This window comes from Micromonospora sp. NPDC023888 (assembly GCF_040639415.1).
GTDB lineage: Bacteria > Actinomycetota > Actinomycetes > Mycobacteriales > Micromonosporaceae > Micromonospora.
This window is the reverse complement of sequence record NZ_JBEZZW010000039.1, coordinates 17,702-34,786: the sequence shown is the minus strand read 5'-3', so window position 1 is coordinate 34,786 and position 17,085 is coordinate 17,702. Positions and strand designations below refer to the sequence as shown.

The 17,085-nt window shown below is 69.4% G+C and carries 13 protein-coding genes; 7 read left to right on the top strand and 6 right to left on the bottom strand.

Going from position 1 to position 17,085, the window contains the following annotated elements; all coding sequences use genetic code 11:
* Positions 1–98: 98 nt before the first annotated feature.
* A complete protein-coding gene (locus AB0F61_RS27725; RefSeq protein ID WP_357815318.1) occupies positions 99–464 on the top strand; it encodes a nuclear transport factor 2 family protein in 366 nt (121 codons plus the stop codon).
* A 254-nt stretch (positions 465–718) separates the two neighbouring features.
* Here the strand turns inward: AB0F61_RS27725 and AB0F61_RS27720 are convergent, their stop codons facing one another.
* Together AB0F61_RS27720 and AB0F61_RS27715 are read right to left on the bottom strand one after the other, a co-directional pair.
* Positions 719–3,442, bottom strand: a complete 2,724-nt coding sequence (locus AB0F61_RS27720; protein ID WP_357815315.1) for an AAA family ATPase — start codon at positions 3,440–3,442, stop codon at positions 719–721.
* A 109-nt stretch (positions 3,443–3,551) separates the two neighbouring features.
* The gene (locus AB0F61_RS27715; RefSeq protein WP_357815312.1) at positions 3,552–4,214 is read right to left on the bottom strand and encodes a VOC family protein; all 663 of its coding nucleotides are present in this window, start codon (positions 4,212–4,214) and stop codon (positions 3,552–3,554) included.
* Positions 4,215–4,549: 335 nt separating this feature from the next.
* On the opposite strand from AB0F61_RS27715, the gene AB0F61_RS27710 reads away from it, so the two are divergent.
* The 4 genes from AB0F61_RS27710 to AB0F61_RS27695 all read left to right on the top strand — a co-directional run bounded on the left by AB0F61_RS27710 (position 4,550) and on the right by AB0F61_RS27695 (position 8,353).
* The gene (locus AB0F61_RS27710) at positions 4,550–5,089 is read left to right on the top strand and encodes a DUF308 domain-containing protein (protein WP_357815309.1); all 540 of its coding nucleotides are present in this window, start codon (positions 4,550–4,552) and stop codon (positions 5,087–5,089) included.
* 355 nt (positions 5,090–5,444) lie between these two features.
* Positions 5,445–6,503 (top strand): aldo/keto reductase, encoded by a 1,059-nt coding sequence (locus AB0F61_RS27705; protein ID WP_357815306.1) that lies wholly within the window; start codon positions 5,445–5,447, stop codon positions 6,501–6,503.
* Positions 6,504–6,702: 199 nt separating this feature from the next.
* Positions 6,703–7,533: an oxidoreductase gene (locus tag AB0F61_RS27700; protein WP_357815303.1), complete on the top strand. Its 831-nt coding sequence runs from the start codon at positions 6,703–6,705 to the stop codon at positions 7,531–7,533.
* Positions 7,534–7,678: 145 nt separating this feature from the next.
* On the top strand, positions 7,679–8,353 hold the full coding sequence (locus AB0F61_RS27695) for a TetR family transcriptional regulator (RefSeq protein ID WP_357815300.1): 675 nt from the start codon (positions 7,679–7,681) through the stop codon (positions 8,351–8,353).
* A 228-nt stretch (positions 8,354–8,581) separates the two neighbouring features.
* Here the strand turns inward: AB0F61_RS27695 and AB0F61_RS27690 are convergent, their stop codons facing one another.
* Positions 8,582–9,220, bottom strand: a complete 639-nt coding sequence (locus AB0F61_RS27690) for a TetR family transcriptional regulator (protein WP_357815298.1) — start codon at positions 9,218–9,220, stop codon at positions 8,582–8,584.
* 83 nt (positions 9,221–9,303) lie between these two features.
* Between AB0F61_RS27690 and AB0F61_RS27685 the strand changes: the two genes are divergently transcribed.
* Positions 9,304–10,104, top strand: coding sequence for an SDR family NAD(P)-dependent oxidoreductase (locus AB0F61_RS27685; protein ID WP_357815295.1), 801 nt, complete (start codon positions 9,304–9,306; stop codon positions 10,102–10,104).
* Between the two features lie 274 nt (positions 10,105–10,378).
* Here the strand turns inward: AB0F61_RS27685 and AB0F61_RS27680 are convergent, their stop codons facing one another.
* The 3 genes from AB0F61_RS27680 to AB0F61_RS27670 all read right to left on the bottom strand — a co-directional run bounded on the left by AB0F61_RS27680 (position 10,379) and on the right by AB0F61_RS27670 (position 14,002).
* Positions 10,379–11,866 (bottom strand): tannase/feruloyl esterase family alpha/beta hydrolase, encoded by a 1,488-nt coding sequence (locus AB0F61_RS27680; RefSeq protein ID WP_357815293.1) that lies wholly within the window; start codon positions 11,864–11,866, stop codon positions 10,379–10,381.
* Positions 11,867–12,284: 418 nt separating this feature from the next.
* Complete coding sequence (locus AB0F61_RS27675) at positions 12,285–13,283, bottom strand: SDR family NAD(P)-dependent oxidoreductase (RefSeq protein WP_357815290.1); 999 nt, start codon at positions 13,281–13,283, stop codon at positions 12,285–12,287.
* 263 nt (positions 13,284–13,546) lie between these two features.
* Positions 13,547–14,002 carry an SRPBCC family protein gene (locus AB0F61_RS27670; RefSeq protein ID WP_357815287.1) on the bottom strand — a complete coding sequence of 152 codons (456 nt, stop codon included), beginning with the start codon at positions 14,000–14,002 and terminating at the stop codon, positions 13,547–13,549.
* Between the two features lie 210 nt (positions 14,003–14,212).
* Between AB0F61_RS27670 and AB0F61_RS27665 the strand changes: the two genes are divergently transcribed.
* A complete protein-coding gene (locus AB0F61_RS27665; protein WP_357815285.1) occupies positions 14,213–16,939 on the top strand; it encodes an AAA family ATPase in 2,727 nt (908 codons plus the stop codon).
* Positions 16,940–17,085 lie beyond the last annotated feature (146 nt).

Genomic DNA, 17,085 nt, shown 5'->3' with positions numbered 1-17,085 from the left:
TGGCGCTTCTCGCATGCGTTTCGGGCAACCCTAGAAGCTAATCTTGGATCTGGCAAAGCATAACCCGAAGGGAATAGACGATGAGCGACGATGTTCGGGTGATCGCCGACAAGGCGTATGACGCCCTGATCCAAGGATTCCAGACTGGTTCGTGGGAGAGCTTCTTCGACCTGTTCGACGATGAGGTGGACGTGATCCTCCCGGCGCCGCAGACCGGCCACTTCACCGGCGCCGAGGGGCGGGAGAAACTGGTTGGGTTCTTCAGCGTGTTCGGACCCGGTGCCAGCCGGTTCGACAGGGTTGAGGTGATTTCCAGGACTGTCGCCGAGGATCGCGTCGTCTTCGAGGACTGGGCTCGGGGTGTCTTCTTCAACGAGCCGTACGCGGCCCGGCACTGCATTCACGTCATGGTCCGAAACGGCAAGGTCGTGGGCTTTCACGAATACAACCGACCGCTCGACTGAGCGCGGTCCATCGATCCGCGCTACCGGGCCCAGAATCAACTCATGCTCGGTGGGTCGACCGCCCACACGCCCGTCGAACAATATCGACGGCCGTGTGGGCGGCAGTTCGGCGATGATGCCGAGTACGGCGTCGATCGCCGAAGGTCGAATAGGAGTCGCCGCTTTCTGGCCGGCTGCGGCTACAGGGGCGTGACCGTCGCGGTCGACCTCGCCAGCCGAACGTTCGCGCGCGTTCGGCGGTGCCCGGCCCGCGGTCAGCGGTCGCGCAGGGCCGCCGCCAACTCCCTGCGCGACCCGATGCCCAGCTTGGTGAAGACCTTGCGCAGGTGCCACTCGACTGTACGCGGGCTGAGGAACAGCGCGGCGCCGATCTCCGGGTTGGTCCGCCCCGCCACGGCCAGTCGCGCGATCTGCGCCTCCTGTGGAGTGAGCTCGACAGGTACGCCAACCGTCCGCTTGCGGACGGTCTCGCCGGTGGCGAGAAGTTCCCGGCTCGCCCGCTCGGCGAATGCCTCCGCACCCATCGTGGCGAACGCCCCGTGAGCGGCGCGCAACTGGGTCCGGGCATCGGCGCGGCGGTTCTCCCGGCGCAGCCACTCGCCGTACAGCAGTCGGGCCCGGGCCAGTTGCAGACCGAGCTGACCCGGGGCCAGCCGCTCGATCGCCTCGCGGTAGCGGTCCTCGGCCTGCCCGGACGGTCCCGCCAGGGCGTCGGCGAGGGCTCCGACGCCAAGTGCCCAGTCGGTGCCGGCGGCACCGACCCGCTGCGCAAGGCGCTCACGGGCCTCGGCGGCCACGTCGGCGTCCCCGACTCGTACGGCGGCCTCGACCAGCTCGCCGAGCGTCCAGTTGAAGACGGCGAGGTCTTCGTACTCGACAGCCTGACGTGCGGCTTCCAGCGCGGCCGGATACTGGCCGAGCCCGTTGGACAGCACCGCCCTGGCATAGCCGGCCAGGCCGAGCAGGCGACCCTCACCGCGCGCCTCGGCGTCCCTGATGGTCGCGTCGATCAACTCCATCGCGGGCAACTCCCGGCCCCGGTGCGCGGCCAGGGTGAGCGACGCGGACGGATGCGGCGCCATCCCGGTGGCCTGGCCGAGGGCATCGGCCTCGTCGAGCAAGTCGGACGCGTCAGCGAAGCGTCCGGCGAACACCAGGGCCCCCGCGCGGAAGGTCAAGGCCGTGGGGAGCAGCGACACCGCTCCGGTGGTACGGGCGAAGCGGACCGCCTGTTCGGTGAGCCGATACCAGGCCGCGTCGTCCCACACCTCGTGCGCGACCGGCCCGGCCAGCCAGAGCAGGTGCAGATTCTCGTCCGCCGTCATCGTGTCGAGTGCCCGGCGCAGATGCGGCACGGCGGGCGCGTACCCGTCCAGGGTCCACGCCGTGAGGCCGGTCAGGAACAGGCCAGCGGGCTCGTCGCCGGCCGGCACGCCGCGGGCGGCTTCGGCCGCCCGGCGCAGGTCACCGCCACCGAGGCGGCCGGCGTGCACGGCGGCACCCACCGCCGAGAGGTACGTCATCCGCGCCGCACGGAGATCGAGTTCTTCAAGGCGGCGAGCAGCCGCGAGCAGTGGCGGCCCGGCGGCCCTGCCGGGGTTGAGCGCGAAGGCGGCTTGCGCCCGCAGACGCTCCACCCCGGCCTGCTGCAACGGTTCGAGTGGACCCGACTCAGCCGCCGCCAGCAGATCCGGCACCTGATTCAGCTCCCCGGCCTCCAGTCGGGCCCGCGCGGCGCCCAACGCCCGTGCGGCACGCGACTTCGGGTCCGGGGTCAGCTCGGCGGCGCGCTCAAGGAAGGACGCGGCGGCGGACCGGCCGCCCCGGGCGAGCGCCCGCCCGGCCGAACGCTCCAGTTCACCGGCGACCTCCTCGTCCGGCCCGAGGGCGGCGTGCGCCCGGTGCCAGGCGCGGCGGTCGGGATCGTGCTCCGGGTCGGTCGCCTCGGCGAGCGCACGGTGCACCTCGCGCAGCTCGGCGGCCTCGGCCGACCGCCAGGCGGCCGAACGCACCAGCGGGTGACGAAACCGCACCCGGGCCGCGAACTCGACGAGCCCGGCAGCCTCGGCCGGCGCGGCGGCGTCGGGCCCGACCCGCAACCGGTCGAGGGCGCGCCACAGCAAGGTCACGTCACCCACCGGCTCGACCGCCGCGGCGAGTAGGAGCCGCCGCGTGTTCGCCGGAAGCGCGGCGATGCGCCGTTGAAAGCCCTCTTCCATCCGGTTCACCAAGGGCGTCGCGGGCTGTCCGCCGAAGCCGAACGCCAGCTGCGCTGGCGTCAGGCCGCGCGGCAGTTCGAGCAGTGCGAGCGGGTTGCCGCGCGTCTCGGCGACGATCCGCTCGCGGACCCGGTTGTCGACTGGTCCGGACAACACCGAGTCCAGCAGCGCCCGCGCCTCCGCGGCCGGCAACCCGTCGACGCGCAGTTCCGGCAGGCTGCCGAGGATCTGTTCGTCGCCCGGGCTGCGGGAGGCGAAGACCAGCGCGAGCGACTCCTCGCCCAGCCGGCGGGCGACGAAGGTGAGGATGACCTCCGACATCCGGTCCATCCACTGCACGTCGTCCACAATGCAGACCAGCGGCCGTTCCGATGCGGCCTCCGCGAGCAGACCGAGCACAGCGAGGCCGATGAGCAGCCCTTCCGGCGGGTCGCCGGGGCTCAGCCCGAAGGCGGTGGCGAGAGCGACTCGTTGCGGCTCCGGCAATGCGTCGAGGTGACCGAGCAGCGGTGCGCAGAGTTGCTGCAGCGCGGAGTACGCGATCTCGGACTCTGGCTCCACCCCGGCGGCTCGGGTCACCCGACCGGCCGAAGCGTTCTCGCTCAGGTAGTCCAGTAGTGCGCTCTTACCGGCACCCGCCTCGCCGCGGAGCACCAGCACCCGGCTGTGCCCGGCACGGACGTCGCGCAGCAGCCGGTCGAGCGTCTCCCGCTCGCGCCGCCGCCCCCGCAGTACGGAACTGTCGGTGTTACCCGGCACGTCACCCCTCCCCGACGGACAGTACACCGACTGAGATCACCAACCCCGCGTACGACCTGCTCAGGCTGCCGTCCCTCGCGCGTCGACAGCGCGAGGGACCGTGCCGGAGTCAGGAGCCGAGGCCGGCGGCCCGCGCCATGTGGTCGGCGTACCAGCTCGGCCAGTCCGGGTCCTCGTGACCGAGCTTCGCCTCGTGCCGGCCGTGCGCCACAGCGGCGTCACGCAGAGCCTGTTCCACCTCGGCCACCGAGCCGTAGACGACGTGGGTGACACGTCCCGGGTGGCGCGCGGTGACCTCCTGGAGCACGAAGCCGTTGCCGTCTGGGTCACTGAACGACGCGAACGAGCGGTACGACCGCCGATCAGGCTGAGGGCCGGTCACCCGGTCCCGCGTGCCGGCGTGGTGGAACACGCCACCGGCGTCGTGGAAGACCTCGCTCACCTCGATCCCACGGGCGACCAGCTCCGCCCGGGCGGCGACGACATCATCCACCACGAGGTGTACGCCCTGCACCGATCCCGGCGCGGCGTCGGACACTCCATCCCCGATGATCAGCGAGGAAGCCGAGCCGGGCGGGGTGAAGTGCACGACGCGGAAGCCGTCCGGGGCGATATAGTCCACGTCCTGCCGGAAGCCGACCTTCTGGTAGAAATCCCTGGCCCGGTCCACGTCGGAGACCGGCAGGACGATGATTTCGAGCCTGAAATCCACGATCTTCACTCCTCCGCTGCGCAGGATGCCGTTCGACGTCCGGTCCTCACCGTCGCGCACCGGACTCGGGTGTCGCCCCAGGGAGAACCCCTGGCGGGTGCCCTGGGCCTCACCGGCCCAGCGCGATCGTGGCCGCGTGGAGGAATTCGGCGATGACGGTACCGGTGATCGTCACGCTGACCAGCACGTCACGGTCCTCATCGACGAGGAACGTCACTGGCCGCGATCGGGGGTGTCGCGGCGGAGCAGTAGGACGACCAGTGCAGGGCAGGCCGACGGATCGGGCCGATCGGAGGCCAGTGCCTGCGCCAGGGTGCCTCCCTGGGGCCATCGAGCGGCCGAGCCGGGAGAGTCGTCCGGGTAACCGACAAGACCGGCAGAAAGCTGACCCTCGGATGTCTCCCCTCCTTCGCATCTACCTGGTCCGTGGCCTCGTCGCGATCGGCTGGGCCGCTGGATTCTCGGCCGTCAGCGACTCGCTCACCGCCACCACCGTCGTCCTTCTGATCGCCTACCCACTCATCGACGTGGTGGCCTCGCTGCTCGACGCCCGCGAGGATCCCGGCACCCCGGCCCGTCAGCTACAGATCTTCAACACCACGCTCAGCGCCCTCGCGGCACTCGCCCTCGGGCTGGCGGCCGTCAGCGGGATCGGCGCCGTGCTCTTCACCTTCGGCGTCTGGGCGATCGTCTCCGGCGTGGCTCAGTTCACCGTCGCCGTGCGCCGCAACGGCCCGGAACTTGGCCGCCAGTGGCCGATGCTGATCGCGGGCGCTCTCTCGGTCATCGCTGGTGCGACGTACCTGCCCGCCGCCCTCGGCGCGGAACCGAGCCTCGGCATGCTGATCCTCTACACCGCGGCCGGCGGTGTCTTCTTCGTCCTGCAGGCCGCGACCCTGGCCTGGCGGCTCCGCCGGCGGACCGTTCGGGCCTGATCGCGGCGACAGTCACGTTGCGGATCGGGCCGGTCGCCGGCACGCCGCCGGTGTTGATGATTCGGCCCCAGCCACCCTGCGCCATCGCCGGGACGAACGCCCAGGCGCAACGCTCCTGGACAGGCAGAGCGTCTCCGATGGCCCTTGGCGGTGGTGTCTCGATCGCACGGTCAGGCCGGGCAAACTGTCGCCCCCTCACATGGCCCGACGCGCCTTGGCTGGCGAGCTCCGGCGCCCCGGATCGTCCAGCCATTGGGCAAGAGGCCACTGGCCTGTTAGAGTCGAAGCCATAAGGTGCCAGTGGCCTCTAACTTGCCTGGCGTCCCAGCACGGTTACGACGAAGGTGATCCCGGAATGTACGAAAATTCGACGTTCGCAGGCTCCAACGTTCGTCCCGAGCCTGCGCGGGTGCCGCTAGGTAGCTCTGGTGTCGCGGTGCGTCCGATCGGGCTCGGGCTGATGGGGATGTCACAGTTCTACGGCTCGGCGGACCCGGACACGTCGATCGCCACGATCCAGGACGCCATCGACCTCGGCGTGGACTTCTTCGACACGTCGGACTACTACGGGGCGAGCAGCGCGACCCCGGGGGACCCGGTGCTCGGCTTCGGCCACAACGAGACCCTGTTGGGACGTGCGCTCACCGGCCGACGAGACGACGTCGTCGTGGCGACCAAGTTCTCGGCACGTCCCACCCCCGAGGGCAGGAGCGTCTTTGACGGACGTCCCGAGTACGTCAAGGCCGCCTGCGAGGCGAGCCTCCGACGCCTCAACACCGACCGCATCGATTTGTACTACTACCACCGGCTCGACCCGACCGTGCCGATCGAGGACACCGTCGGGGCCATGGCCGAACTCGTCGCAGAGGGTAAGGTCCGCGCCCTCGGGCTCAGCGAAGTCAGCGCGCAGATCCTTCAGCGGGCCACGGCCATACACCCAATCTCGGCCCTGCAGAGTGAGTATTCCCTGTGGGAACGCGGGGTTGAGGCTGAGATCCTGCCGCAGTGCCGGCGCCTCGGGATCACCCTCGTGCCGTACAGCCCTCTGGGGCGGGGCATGCTCGCGGGCCGCTTCGCCCGCGGTGCTGCCTTCGGCCCCGACGACTTCCGATCCACCCTGCCCAAATTCCAGGGTGAGAACTTCGCCCACAACATGCGGCTGGTAGACGCTCTGCGCGAATTCAGCGCTACCAAGGGATGCACGGCAGGGCAGCTGGCTCTCGCCTGGCTGCTGGCCCAGCCACATGACGTCGCCCCGATTCCCGGCGCCAAGCACATCTCGTACGTCCGGGAGAATCTCGCGGCCACGACCGTGCCGCTCAGCGCCGTCGACGTGGCCCACCTGGCGAACCTCTTCGACCCCGCGCACGTCAAGGGCGAACGCTACGGCACCCCGCAAACCCGTTCGAACTGATCCCGGGCGGCACCGGACTCAGTCCGCCACCGACCGGGATGAGATCCACCCGGGCGGAAAGTCGTGAAGCGGTCTGCTCCTTGTTCTCCGACGAGCCCCGTGCATCAGCCGCACCCACCTCGCCGTTGACGGCGGATTGCGCGCCTGAACCGACCTCCGCCGCCGACGTCTGTCCAAGACGCACAGAAATGGATACGAGATGAGCAAGACTTGGTTGATCACGGGCAGTTCCCGCGGACTGGGCCGCCAACTCGCCGAATCCGTCCTCCGGGCCGGTCATGACCTGGTGGCCACAGCGCGGCGTCCGGACCAGCTCAACGACCTTGTCGACAGCTACGGCGACCGGGTCCGTGCGATCGCGCTGGACGTGACCGATTCCACCGCGGCGCGCGCCGCTGTCGAGACAGCGGTGCAGGCGTTCGGGCGCTTGGACGTCGTGGTGAACAACGCCGGTTACGCCGACGTGGCCTCGATCGAGGACATGCCCGAGGACGAGTTCCGGGCGCAGATCGACGCGAATTTCCACGGGGTGGTCAACGTGACCCGCGCCGCCCTGCCAACCATGCGTGAGCAGGGCCGCGGCCACATCATCCAGATCTCCTCGGTCGGGGGCCGGGTGGGCGGCCCAGGCTTGGGCGCGTATCAGGCAGCGAAATGGGCGGTGGGGGGATTCTCCGAGGTTCTCGCCAAGGAGGTGGCACGCTTTGGGATCAAGGTCACCGTGGCCGAGCCGGGTGGCATGCGCACCGACTGGGCCGGATCCTCGATGAGGACGCTTCCGATCAGCGACGCCTACCAGGCGGTCATCGAACCCACCGTCGCCCGCCTGCGCGCCGCGAGCGGCAACCAGCCGGGCGACCCGGCGCGGGTCTCCCAGGTGATCCTCGACATCACCGAGGTTCCCGACCCGCCTGTGCATCTGCTGCTCGGTGCCGACGCGGTGGCGGTGGCACAGGCCGCCGCGGAAGCTCTCGCCGCCTCGGACGCCAAGTGGCGCACGGTGAGCGAGTCCGTCAGCTACGACAACTGACCGCCATCGAAGGAGGCAGCTCGGCTGTCGCTCGAAGCTGCCTCCTTCCGCTCTGACGAACTTGGACGAGAGGAGGAGCCGGCTGCGCGTATGGTGGCCGCCAGCGGTGCCGAGTGTGTGTCGGGGACGTCTCAGAGGTAGAGCCATGAGTACCAGCGGTCAGCCATTGGGCTTCCAGCGTGCCCGCAATCCCGAACAGCGTGAGGCGCGCAGACGCGCGATCCTCGAGGTAGCGGCGCAGCTTCTGGCCGAGATGCCGGTAAGCGACATCAGCCTGCGGGAACTCGCCCGACGGGTCGGGTTGTCGAAGACGAACGTCGTCCGCTACTTCGAGACCCGCGAAGCGGTCTTCTTCGCCCTGCTCAACCAGGCCATCGGCGAGTGGCTCGACGACCTTCCCGGCGAACTGCCACCCGCGACGGTCGCCCAGCCGCCGTCTCCCGGCCCCGTCATGGACGCCCTGGCCCGGTCGATAGCCAGCCGCCCGCTGATCTGCGAACTCTGGAGCTCGCTTGGCACCGAACTCGAACGCAACATCCCCACAGACGCCGTCCGGGCATTCAAACTCACCCACACAGACCTGCAAATTCGCCTCGCCGGGATAGTCAGAGGACGGATCCCCGCGTTGACCCTGCCGGCATCCCGGGAACTGGTGTCCCTGACGGTCCTGCTGATCGCCGGCCTCTGGCCGTTCGCCAACCCCTCGCCGGCCGTCGCGGCAGCTGTCCAGGACCCGCTACTCGCCCACACCCGGGTGGATTTCCCTGACCGACTCAGCCGCGCTCTACTCATCACGGCAACCGGCCTTCTGACGGTATAGCTCGTGCGGCCGCGTAGCTCAGGGAATGCTGAGCCCAGCCCGCAACCATGGCGTGGTCGTTGGATGAAGGCAGTCCGGGCAAGGCTTGAGGCGAGCCGTGTTCCTGCCGCCACTCCAGCACGACCGTCACCAAAAGCTCCTACCGACCAATGGTGGCCAGTGCTCTGACGAGGCGCAGTCACCACGTACCGGATCGGCGATGCGCGCGGATGCCAAGCCCGTGCAGCTTCAGCTGGAGTTGGTCGAATCGGGTGCGGTATCGCCGCCGCTGCTGGCCGGTGGGGTGTTGACGAGGAGCTGCATCAGATCGTGAAGTTGTCGCGTGAGGGCAGGCTGGCTCATGGTGGTCAGTGCTGGGGTCGCGATGACCTTGCGCATCAGCCATACCCCGGCGATCAGAGCGAGCAGCAGTTCCGCGCGTGGCGCGGCATCGGGCCCGGGCAGGATATCGGCCAGACGCCGCCCCACGTGCTTTTCGATGCCCGCACGGATGATCTCGGCGGCCCGTGGATTGGCTGCCGATCGCAGCATCAGCAGGAACGGGTCCAGGTCGTCCGCCTCGGGTGAGGTCCGCGCGGCCAACCTGGTCGCCGTCCGTTCGCTCAGCTCGCTCGGGTCGTCGCTGATGACGGTTGGCGGAGCGAACGAGTGGTCGACCGCCTCGGCGAACAGCTGTTCCTTGGAGCCGAAGTAGCGGTTGACCAGCATCGCGGTCACTCCGGCGCCCCCGGCGACCTCGCGTACGCCAGCGCCGTCGTAGCCCAGGCGGGTGAACGCCTCTATCGCTGATTTCAGGATCGCCTCACGGGTGGCGCTGGCATCGCGCCGTCGCGGACCGTCGCCTGATTCGTCTGTGTCTGCCGTCACGTCTACGAGTGTAGACTACTCCGTTCTGCCATGTCTACAGTCGTAGACATAGCAGCCTGACGCGAGGGGAAGAGGAGAATCTGATGGACCTGCAACTGACCGGCAAGCGTGCCCTGGTGACCGGCTCAAGCTCCGGGCTCGGTGAGGCGATGGTGCGACTGCTCGCCGCCGAAGGCGCCCAGGTGATCGTCCACGGACGGAACGAGAAGCGCGCCGCGACGGTGGCCGAGGCGATCCGGGCAGACGGCGGGAAAGCCGACATCACCCTCGGCGATCTCACCACGGACGAGGGTGCGGACGCGGTAGCCACCGCGGCTCACGCCGGAGGCCCGGTCGACATCCTGGTCAACAACGCTGGTGCCTACAAGCACCTCTCCTGGACTGACGCCACGCCGGACTCCTGGCGCGAGACCTACGAGGGCAACGTCATCTCCGGCGTACGGATGATCCAGCGATTTGTGCCTGCCATGCGCGAGCGTGGCTGGGGGCGCGTCATCACCGTTGGTGGCGGCCTCGCGACCCAGCCGTTGTTTCAGCACCCGCAGTACAACGCCACCCTCGCCGCCCGACACAACCTGGCGGTCTCACTCGCCCGGGAATTGAAGGGCACCGGCGTGACGTCCAACATCGTCGCGCCCGGAGCGATCCTCGTCGAGGCCGTCAAGGACCTGCTGATCGAGATCGCTCCGGAGCGGGGCTGGGGCGAGACCTGGGAGCAGATCGAGCAGAGCGCGACGAACGAGTTGGTGCCCAACGACATCGACCGACTCGGCCGGCCGGAGGAGATCGCCACGGCGGTCGCCTTCCTCGCCAGCCCGCTGGCCGGCTACATCAGTGGTGCCAACATCCGCGTCGACGGTGGCACCATCCGCAACGTCACCTGAGCCTCATACCCATCGCCGCCGCCACGGGAAGATGCAATGTGGCAGCGTCGGCGGGCGTTACCGAACGTCCATGCGGCGCCTGATTGATGCTGCGGGCCTGGCCGGTATCGGCCAGGCCCGCAGCCGTCCGTCCGGGACCACAGGCGCATCAAGAGTGAATCTCGAGTGGCGGCCCCGGATGCCAATCCGGGGCCGCCGTGTTGATTCGGTTCAGTTCAGGCCGCGACGCGGCGGCACTTCGCCGCCTCGGTGTTGTCGCGGCCGCTGTGGCGGGTCACCGCGGGTAGTGGTGGATGGTGCTCGTGGTCTTGCCGTCGACGGACGTGGCTGGGAGGGTCTCCGGGGCTTGGCCCTTTTCCACCCAGTTGACCAGGGCGTCGAGGTCGGCGCCCGGGTTGACCAGCGGACCGGTGCTGAAGAGCGGCGTTCCGCAGTGGTCGACGCCGGGCAGCAGGAAGAGGCGGTAGAAGTTGTCGACGCGCTCGTTACCGCCCAGGGCGGCGTTGACGTGCTTGCGGTAGTCGACCGTGCCCTGGGTCGGGATCAGCTGGTCTGATTGGCCGTGCCAGGTGAGCAGCTTGCCGCCAGCCTTGGCGAAGGTCGACAGGTTGGGGTTGTTGTTGGCGATGATGTCGTCGTACTGCTTGGTCGCCGAGGTGAAGAGCTGCGCGAACGTCTTGTAGGTGAGCTTGGTGCTGTCGAACGACGGGTTCTTCGTCACGAAGTACTTGGCCCACTGGTCGGGAACCGGAAAGGGCGCGCCGGGGTTGGCGATGAAGTTGAACGCGGAGCCCTTGTTCTGGCCGTACCAGAGCTTCTTGCCGGACGGTGAGACCGGGCCGGCCCAGATCTTGTTGACCGCGTCGGCGACCGCCTTGGTGATGGTGATTTCCTCACCTTCACAGACGACCTTCTTGCCGACCAGGCGACGGGCGTCCCACTTGCAGTCCTGCGGGTTGTGGATGACGCCGTCCTTGACGCCGTCGAGGGGATCGCAGGCCGTGACCGCAGCGGTGTTGAAGGCGGCCAGTTCGCACTGCGACGGGGCGACCTTCTCTTCGTTGTAGACGGCCTGCGACCACAGCGTGGCGATCTCGAACCGGTTCCACTCGATCGCCGGCGCGTTCGCGAGGATGCCCTGGAAGTCGGTCGGGTAGTTCTGTGCCTCCGAGTAGCCTTGGCGGCCACCGGTCGAGCAGCCGGTGAAGTACGAGTACTTCACCGTGCGCTGGTAGAACGTGTTGGCCACGTCCTTGCCGATGACCGCCATGTCGTGCACAGAGCGGGAGGCGAAGTTGGTGAGCAGGCCGGTGTTGATCTTTCCGTCGGTGAGCCCCCAGCTGGCGTCGAGGCCGCCCTTGACGCCAGCGTCGGTGGCCGCGCCGACGTATCCGCCCTTGACCGCGCTGATCAGCGGGACGCTCAGATCGCTGAGGTCGCCTGCGGAGTAAGCGCTGCCGCCGGTGGCCTGGAAACGTCCGTTCCAGTTCTTCGCATCCTGGGGGAGCGAGACCTTGATGGTGACGGTGTCATTCGCGCCCGGGTGGGTTACGACGACATTGATGTCGCACCAGGCAGGCACGGCGTTGATCGGCGGATTCTGCGGGAGTCCCGGGGTGGAGGGGAACGTGAAGTCGCCGCCGGCCTTGGAGACAGCCTTGACCGACAGCACCGACGTGCCAAAGGGCGCGGAAACGGGAACGGCGGCGCAGGTGGTAGCGGCGGTCGTGCCGCCGTCGCGGGTAGCGGCGTTGACAGCCATGGGCGTGAGGGAGGCCGCTAGTGGTACTGCCGCGGCCATCAGAATCATCAAGCGTCGCTTCATGCTTAAAACCCTCACCTAACCGGGGCGACCTGACCCCAGGGTGAGGCACTGGTGTGCACCCTGGCCGAGGACCCGAGGCACTCGCGCGCTCCGTGACGGCCCGCGGGATGGCCCAGGTCCCGTCGCCGGGCTGCTTCCCGACCCGGTCCACCGAGGCATTTGTGAGTGGCTGAGCATGGTGTCTGCAGGCACGACCTGCGAAGTTCAAGCATTCTCGATCGGCGTCCGCAGCCCGACCCCGCGGACCAGTATGGTCATGGTCACCGGCTGCCCTCTGGCAGCTGGCAGTAGCGCAACTCCAGGTCGCCGCGACCTGAAGACCTCGCGGGCTGGCGGACGCCGATCTCGGTTGTTCCTACAGGAGGTGGACGCCGGTCAGTTCCTCGCTGAGCGTCCACAAGTGCTTGGCCTGCGCCGGGTCGACCGCGTGTGGCGCGACCCCCGAGAGGTCGTTGAAGTCGCCGAGGTGCGCGGTGTCGGCATCGGTGTCGCGGGCGGGCTCTGCGATGTCGCAGTTCTCGCAGTAGACGCCGCCCATGCCGGCGAGCTGCGGGCTCGTGGCGCACCACACCGGAGTTGCGGCACCCTGTTCGGGTGTCTTGAGCTGCTTGCTCGGGTCGAGGATCGGGCTGCCGTCGGGGTTGGCCATACCGGCCGCTGTCAGCTGCTCGGTCGTCAGATACTGCTTCAGTCCGGTGGCGACGATGCTGCCGGGATGGGCGGCGAAGGCGCGTACAGATTCCGCCTGTCCGCGCCGGTCGAGTTCGACCGCGAACAGCGACATGGCCGTCTTGGACTGGCCGTACGCGGCCCAGGGGTCGTACTCGCGGTGCGTGAAGTTCGGGTCGTCGAACACGACGGGCGAGTGACGGTGACCGAGCGAGGTGAGCGTCACGACGCGAGCACCCGCCGCGGCCCGCAGAGCCGGCCACAACCGGACCACGAGCTGGAAGTGACCGAGATAGTTGATCGACAGCTGGAGTTCGTTGCCGCGCGAGTCACGCCCGAACGGGGCGGCCATGATCCCCGCCGAGGCGACCAGGATGTGCGCGGGCCGGTCGGAGTCGACGAACTTCTTCGCCACGCTGTCGATCGAGGCCGGGTCGCTGAGGTCCATGACCGCGTATTCCGCGGACGCTGCCGCCAATGCGGCCCGGGCGTTGTCGACCTCGCGGTCGAGGACCACGACGTGGGCGCCCGCCGAGCTCAACGCCAGCGCTGTCTGTAGTCCCAGTCCGGAGTTGGCGCCGGTCACGATCGCGGTCTTGCCGGTCAGGTCGACCGAGGCCAGGACGTCCCTGGTTGTGGAGGCAGCGGTGAATCCCGAGCTGATGGGACGCTGTGGCGTCGTCACTGTGTCATTCCTTTCTGCGGACCCCTGAGGGGCGCAAACCTTGGTAGGCACGCCCAACCTCGGCGTCGTGCCGGGGGCAACTCGTCTGGATCCTGAGCACCGTCTCGGTGCGGGAGCGCCCCGGCACGCCCGATGCCGGGGCGCAGCAACCGGGGGAGGGGCAGATCATGTGTGGTGTCAGCCGACGCCCGACCAACCAGGCGTGCACCGTCGGCTGGTCCAGCAGGTGCGGCCGTGCCACGCCCGCACCTCGGAACGTCCGGTCAACCACCGATGGCCATGCTGCGGGCTTCGATGGCTTCGACCGTATTCCTCAACGCCTTGCCCAGCACGCCCTTGCCGACCGAGCCCAGCACAATGCCTGTCAATCGGCCCTTGAAGTTCTTGCCCTCGCGGACCACCACGACGTCCAGGACCGTCGTCCCGTCCCGCTCCGGCCGCAACGTATAGGTGTGACCCGACTGGCCGCCCCAGATGTTGGAATCGGTCGTCGTCATGGTGATACGGCGGGGGTTCGACCAGTCATAGCGCAGACGCTCCCAGATACCGCCCGAGCCTTCCGTGACGTCAGCCCAGCCGGGGCCCTGGCCGTGCACCGTCAGATACTCGTCGGCGCTGTTGCCAAACAGCTCCGAGCGGCCCGGCCCGAAGTCGGTGAGTGCGGCAAGAACCTGCTCCGGCGTCGCGGTGGTTTTCTCAACGAAGTGGATCACGGACATCGCGTTCTCCTGGATCTTCCGCGGACTGACGTCCTCTCAGACTTCCCGACCGCGGAGCCTGGCGAGCCCGTGTCATACCCTGGTTCTCCGTTCCAACTCACTGGTCGACGCCCGTGGCTTGGCCCTTCGTCTCTGGATGTCACGTCGCGTACTGTCCGGCCCGCCCGCGGTGACCATTCGCGGTGTAGTAATTTCGGCTGGGGGACCAACGTGCCGAGTGACAACATGGGTTTCGAACTGCTCGGCCGGCGCCGTGAGCGCGACCTGCTCGATCGGCTGATGCGCGACGTCCGGGCCGGCCAGAGTCGTGTGCTGGTGCTGCGCGGCGAGGCCGGGGTGGGCAAGACGGCGTTGCTGGACTACGTGACCGAGCGGACACCGCCCGATCGTGTCCTGCGGACCGCGGGCGTCGAGGCGGAGACCGACCTGGCGTACGCGACGCTTCAGCTGCTGTGCGTTCCGCTGATGAGACACCTGGATCGGCTCCCCGGCCCGCAGCGGAACGCGCTCGCCACCGCGTTCGGCCTGCAGGTAGGTCGTCCGCCGGACGGGCTGCTCGTCGGTCTCGCCGTGCTCGGCCTGCTCGCCGAGGCGGCGGCCGAGCAACCTCTGGTCTGTGTCGTGGACGACGCGCAGTGGCTGGACCGGATGTCCGGGACCATCCTCACCTTCGTCGCCCGCCGTCTGGACGCGGAGTCGGTCGCGTTGCTCTTCGCCGTGCGTAGTCCCACCGATGAGCAACTACTGGGCGGCCTGCCCGAACTACGCGTCGAGGGCCTGCCTGACGTGGACGCGCACGCGCTGCTGGACTCGGTGCTACCGGGTCTGGTCGACACCCGGGTTCGGGATCGGATCGTTGCCGAGACCCGCGGCAATCCGCTCGCGTTGGTCGAGCTGCCCCGCGGTCTGTCCCCGGCGGAGCTGGCGTTCGGACTTGGTGGGCGCAGTGGTACGCCGCTGGCCGGCCGAGTAGAGGAGGGCTTCCAGCGGCGTATCGCGGCGCTGCCAACCGACAGCCGGCGGCTGCTGCTGACCGCCGCGGTGGAGCCGGTCGGTGACGTGTCGCTGCTCTGGCGTGCCGTGAACCGGCTGGGTGTCGATCCCGCTGCGGCGGTGCCGGCGGAGGCGGCCGGCCTGGTCGAGCTGGGCACCCGGGTACGGTTGCGCCACCCGCTGGTGCGCTCAGCGAGCCGGCGTTCGGCCGAGCCGGCCGAACTGCGCGCGGTGCACCGGGCACTGGCCGAGGTCACCGACGCGGAGCAGGACCCGGATCGACGCGCCTGGCACCGGGCGCATGCGGCGGTGGGGCCGGACGAGGAGGTCGCCGGTGAGCTGGAACGTTCGGCCGGCCGGGCGCTGGCCCGTGGCGGCCGGGCTGCGGCCGCCGCATTCCTCGAGCGGGCAGCCGAGCTCACCGCCGATTCCAGGGCCCGCGGCCGGCGGGTCCTGGCCGCAGCGCAGGCCCGATTCGCCGCCGGCGCCACCGATCAGGTAGCCGGCCTGCTGGCCGCCGCCGAGCTGAGCTTCCTGAACCCGGCGCAGCTCGCTGAGGTGGAGCGGCTGCGGGCCCGCGTGGCGTTCGCCCTCCACTCCGGGCGGGCGGCGGTTCCGCCACTGCTCGAAGCCGCCCGCCGGCTCGAGGCGCTGGACCCGGCTGCGGCCCGGGAGACCTATCTGTCGGCGGTCGGCGCGGCCTTGAATGCCGGACGGTTCGGCGGGGACGACCTGCGGCTCATTGCTCAGGCCGCCCGGCGAGTGTCGGAGGGCGCGGAGCCGGCCGGCCTGCTTCTGGCGGCTTTCACCACGTGGAGTCTGGAGGGCCAGGCCGCGGCCGTGCCGCTTTTCGCCCGGGCGCTGCACGCGGTCACGGTGGAGACCGATGTGGACCTGGCCTGGCTGGTCGGTCTGGTTCTGCATGAGGTGTGGGACGACGTCGCGTTCCAGACGCTCACCGAACAGGCCGTGAGCTTCGCCCGGGAGACGGGCCGGCTGTCGTTGCTGCCCACCGCGCTGACGTTCCGGGCCACTGCGCTGATCTTCGCCGGGCGATTCGCCGACGCGTCCGATCTGCTCGAGGAGGCCGGGGCCCTCGCGTACGCCGCAGGGCCGTCGCCACACCCGGCCACCGCGGTCATCCTGGCCGCGTACCGGGGCCGGGAGGAGCCGGCCGTCGAGCTGATCGACGCCTTGGCGAAGGAGGCCGAAACGGGCGGGATGGGTTGGTTGCTCAGCGTCGCCGGTTACAGCAAGGCGGTGCTGTTCAACGGGCTCGGCAACTACCCGGCGGCGCTGGACGCCGTGCGGTGGGCGGCCGAGCAGGACGACCTGGCCGTTCAGCAGTGGGCGCTCGGTGAGCTGGTCGAAGCCGCCGCCCGCTCGGGTGCGCATGCCGCCGCGGCGCGGGCACGCGACCGCCTCGCCGAGCGGACCAGCCTGGCGACGACGGATTGGGCGATCGGTACGCAGGCCCTCGCTGACGCGCTCGTCGGGCCGGACGCGGAAGCGGACGAACGCTACCGGGCGGCCATCGACCGGCTCGCCACCACCCAGCTCGGCCTGCAACTGGCCCGGGCTCGACTGTTGTACGGGGAGTGGCTGCGCCGCTCGAACCGCCGTGGCGACGCCCGAACCCAACTGCGATTGTCGTACGAGGCATTCACCGTGATGGGGGCGGAGGCGTTCGCCCAACGGGCGGCCCGGGAACTGGCTGCCACCGGCGAGACGGTCCGCAAGCGCACCGGAATACCAGAGGAGCTGACCCCGCAGGAGACGCAGATCGCCAGGCTGGCTGCGGCCGGCCGGACGAACCGGGAGATCGGCGCCATGCTGTTCCTCAGCGCGCGCACTGTCGAGTGGCACCTGCGCAAGATCTTCACCAAGCTCGGCATCAGTTCACGTCGTGAGCTCCGCGCGGCAGTCGGCTCCAGCTCGCCTTGACCATGATGCTGCACTGGTCACGCTGGCGGTCCCGCCACCAAACCCATGCCCGACGAACCCACTACAGACGCCGCCTCAACCTCGAAGTCGAGCCCTGATCCCGAACGGCGGCTGTCGTACTGAAGACGAAGAGGCCCCCAGCCGAC